This is a genomic window from Streptomyces sp. NPDC006265, assembly GCF_040613555.1.
Lineage (GTDB): Bacteria > Actinomycetota > Actinomycetes > Streptomycetales > Streptomycetaceae > Streptomyces.
Window position 1 is genome coordinate 1 of the sequence record NZ_JBEXSH010001020.1, and the last position, 2936, is coordinate 2936.

Genomic DNA, 2936 nt, shown 5'->3' on the forward strand with positions numbered 1-2936 from the left:
GGACCCGGCCGGCCAGCAGGCCCTCACCGGCGAGCACGGTGAGCACCGGGTTGGCCTTGAGCCCCTCGGGGTGGACGACGAGCTTCTTCACCTGCGGTGAGGTGGCCAGCTCGATGTCCGTGACCAGCTTGGTCGGGAAGTACTGCTCGGTGAAGTCCAGCGGCTGCTCGGCCAGGCTGCGGGCCAGTTGCCGCACGTCGGTGACTTCTTCACCGGCACCGGTGAACGGGGTGCCGTCGGCCGACCGGTAACCGGGGTCGTCCGCGTCGCCGACGCGGTCGTAGTTGCGCCAGGTGTACAGCGGGCCGTGCGGCCGATCCGGGATGGCCTTGTACGCGGTCCCGTACAGCCCCGGTTGAGCATCGCCCCCGTTGGCGGCGGGAAAGCTCTTGTCGGCGATCGGTCCGCCGTCGAAGAAGCCGACGCTGGTCTGCAGGAACGCCAGCGGGACGGAGTTGTCGTCCAGCAGCGCCCCGAGCACCGCGCCGTTGGTGAGCCGGAAGTCCTTCACCGCCGGCGAGCCGCTGAGGAAGGCGGCGGTGTCCTTGGCGAACAGGAAGCGGTTGGTGGCCTCTATGTTGAGGTTGCGGGGCAGATAGCCGAGCAGGTCGGCCTCACCGTCGAGGTCCTTCAGCGCGCCCAGGCCCGCGATGCCGAGCAGGGTCATGGTCTCGGGGTTGAGGAGCACCGGCGCGGACAGGGTGCGCGGCAGCACGCCGCTGTCCAGCCCGGCCTGTACGACGCCGTAACCGAGGCCGATGTCGGGCAGGTTGGTGTCGCCGGGGATGCTGCCGCTGAGGTCGCCCAGCGTGGTGGAGACGGTCGTGTCGAGGGCGAAGTAGCCGGCGCACTGGTTGTATCCGGCGTCGGCCGTGGTGGCGCGGTCGCCGTCGAAGTCGGCGGTGGCGAAGTAGCCGGTGATGACACCGCCCAGCGAGTGCCCGCCGCACAGCACCTTCCGCTTGCGCAGTGCCTGGGAGGGCAACTCGGCGGTGAGCAGGTCGTACTGGTCGCGTACGGTCTGCTCGATCCCGAGTTTCGCCATCCAGCCCAGTTGGGCGTTGCCGGTGTAGCCGCCGAAGGTCCGGCCGCCGACCTGCTTGCCGCGGTAGTAGTAGTCGACGGCGGTGTGCTGGTCGCCGGAGGCGATGCCGGTGCGGTCCTCCAGACAGTTGGAGCGCCGGTCCAGCGCCCAGAACTCGATGTGCGCCCCCTGCTCGGCGGCCCGCGTGACGGTGTTGCGGGCGATGCTGTCGAACGCCCCCGCCCCTTCCAGAATGCCGGGCTGGGCGATGAGGATCCGGTCCGCGTCCGCCGACGCGGCCGGCCCGTCGACGGAGCGGTAGCGCAGGTACGACAGCCAGTCGCAGGCCGCCGGACGGGGTCCGGCCGACTCCGGCAGCGGCACCTTCACCCGCACCGTCGATTCCGTCACCCCCGTCACCGGCGACGTCGACTGCACCGGCGTCTCGGTGCGCGCTCCCTCGGCGTGGGCGCCCGGGGCGGCGGCCGTGAGTGTCCCGGCGGTCAGCAGTACCGCCAGCACGGCTCCGCGCCACTTCCCTCTGTGCGTACGGTTCATGTCCATGCCACGGACGTTAGGGCGGTGGCACGACCGCTCTCAGGGAGTGCTGATGAGAACTCAGCTTCCGGATGGCGGCTTGTCACCGCCGCACAGCGCGCCCGGACCCCGGCACGCGGCGGGTTCGTACCGCTTCTGGACGCCACCGAGCTGCGGACCGGCCGTTTCGGGAGCATGGTGGGGCTATGGACGGTCAACCCCCTGTGGTCGTGCAGCCGCCCGCGACGGACGGCGGACGGCTGGTGACCATCCACGGCGAGCGCATGGGCGTCGCCTACAGCCTCTTCGACGTACTGGACCTGCTGCACCGCGAGGGCCTGCCCACGGCCGACACGGCCGTCGACGACACCGAGCTGATCGAGTGGCAGGGCGGCGGCCCGTACGACTGGAACAACGGGTCGTCCGACGAGGCGTGAGCCTGCGTACGCCGGCCGAAGGATGCCGTACGGCGTGGAGGGGCTGACGCATGCCCCCACGCTCTCTCGACGACGGCGCTGCCCGCACCGAACGGCCGGTGCTCGACCGGACCGTCCCCGCTGAGAGCACGGACGGGTCGCTGCCCGTCCTGGCCGACGAGCGGCTGCGCGTGCGGTGGACGGCGCGGAAATCACCCTTCCCGGCTCCTCATCAGCCCGATTCGCCCCGTGCACCCTCGGCCGGCCCGTCGAGGCGGGCGCGCTGGGCGGGTGTCAGCTTCAGGTCGGCCACGGCGAGGTTCTCCTCCAGATGCTCGATGCGGGCCGTGCCCGGGATCGGCAGGACGACCGGGGCGCGGTCGAGGAGCCAGGCGAGCGCGACCTGCGTGGGCGTGGCGCCGAGCTCGGCCGCGACGGCGGCGATACCGGCCTCGGCTCCCGCCTTCCCCCAGGCCACCGGCTGCTACGCAAGGAAGGCGATCCCGGCCGCCGTGCACGCGTCCAGCACTGCCTCGTACTCCCGGTCGAGGAGGTTGTAGCGGTTCCGTACGCTCACGACGTCGACGAGCTCCCGGGCGCCGCTCCAGCTCGTCGACGGTGACCTCCGACAGCCCGATCCGGCCGACCAGGCCCTCGGTCTGGAGCTCGCGCAGCGTGCCGAGCTGGTCGGCGAGCGGCGTGTCGGGGTCGATGCGGTGCAGCTGGAGCAGTTCGATCCGCTCGGTCCGCAGCCTCGCAGGGCCTGCCGGACCTGGTCGCGCAGGATCTCCGGCCGTCCGTCGAGCTTCCAGTCGCCGTCGGGGCCGGTGCGCGCGACACCGACCTTGGTGGTGATCAGCAGGCCTTCCGGGTAGGGGTGCAGGGCTTCGGCGAGGAGCTCACGCTGGAACTCGCCCGTCTCCAGCAGCTCCACCACCGCCGTACCGACGGCCGCCGCC

The 2936-nt window shown here is 71.7% G+C and carries 2 protein-coding genes and 1 pseudogene; 1 reads left to right on the top strand and 2 read right to left on the bottom strand.

Translation table 11 applies throughout. The annotated features are described in order from the left end of the window. Positions 1 to 1588: hypothetical protein (locus ABZ281_RS44505; RefSeq protein ID WP_356663990.1), on the bottom strand; the 1588-nt coding region annotated here is incomplete at its 3' end. A 179-nt stretch (positions 1589 to 1767) separates the two neighbouring features. Between ABZ281_RS44505 and ABZ281_RS44510 the strand changes: the two genes are divergently transcribed. After that, complete coding sequence (locus ABZ281_RS44510) at positions 1768 to 1998, top strand: hypothetical protein (RefSeq protein ID WP_356663992.1); 231 nt, start codon at positions 1768 to 1770, stop codon at positions 1996 to 1998. A gap of 211 nt (positions 1999 to 2209) precedes the next feature. On the opposite strand, the pseudogene ABZ281_RS44515 reads toward ABZ281_RS44510, so the two are convergent. Then, positions 2210 to 2936: pseudogene (locus ABZ281_RS44515) on the bottom strand (aldo/keto reductase); the annotation flags it as partial.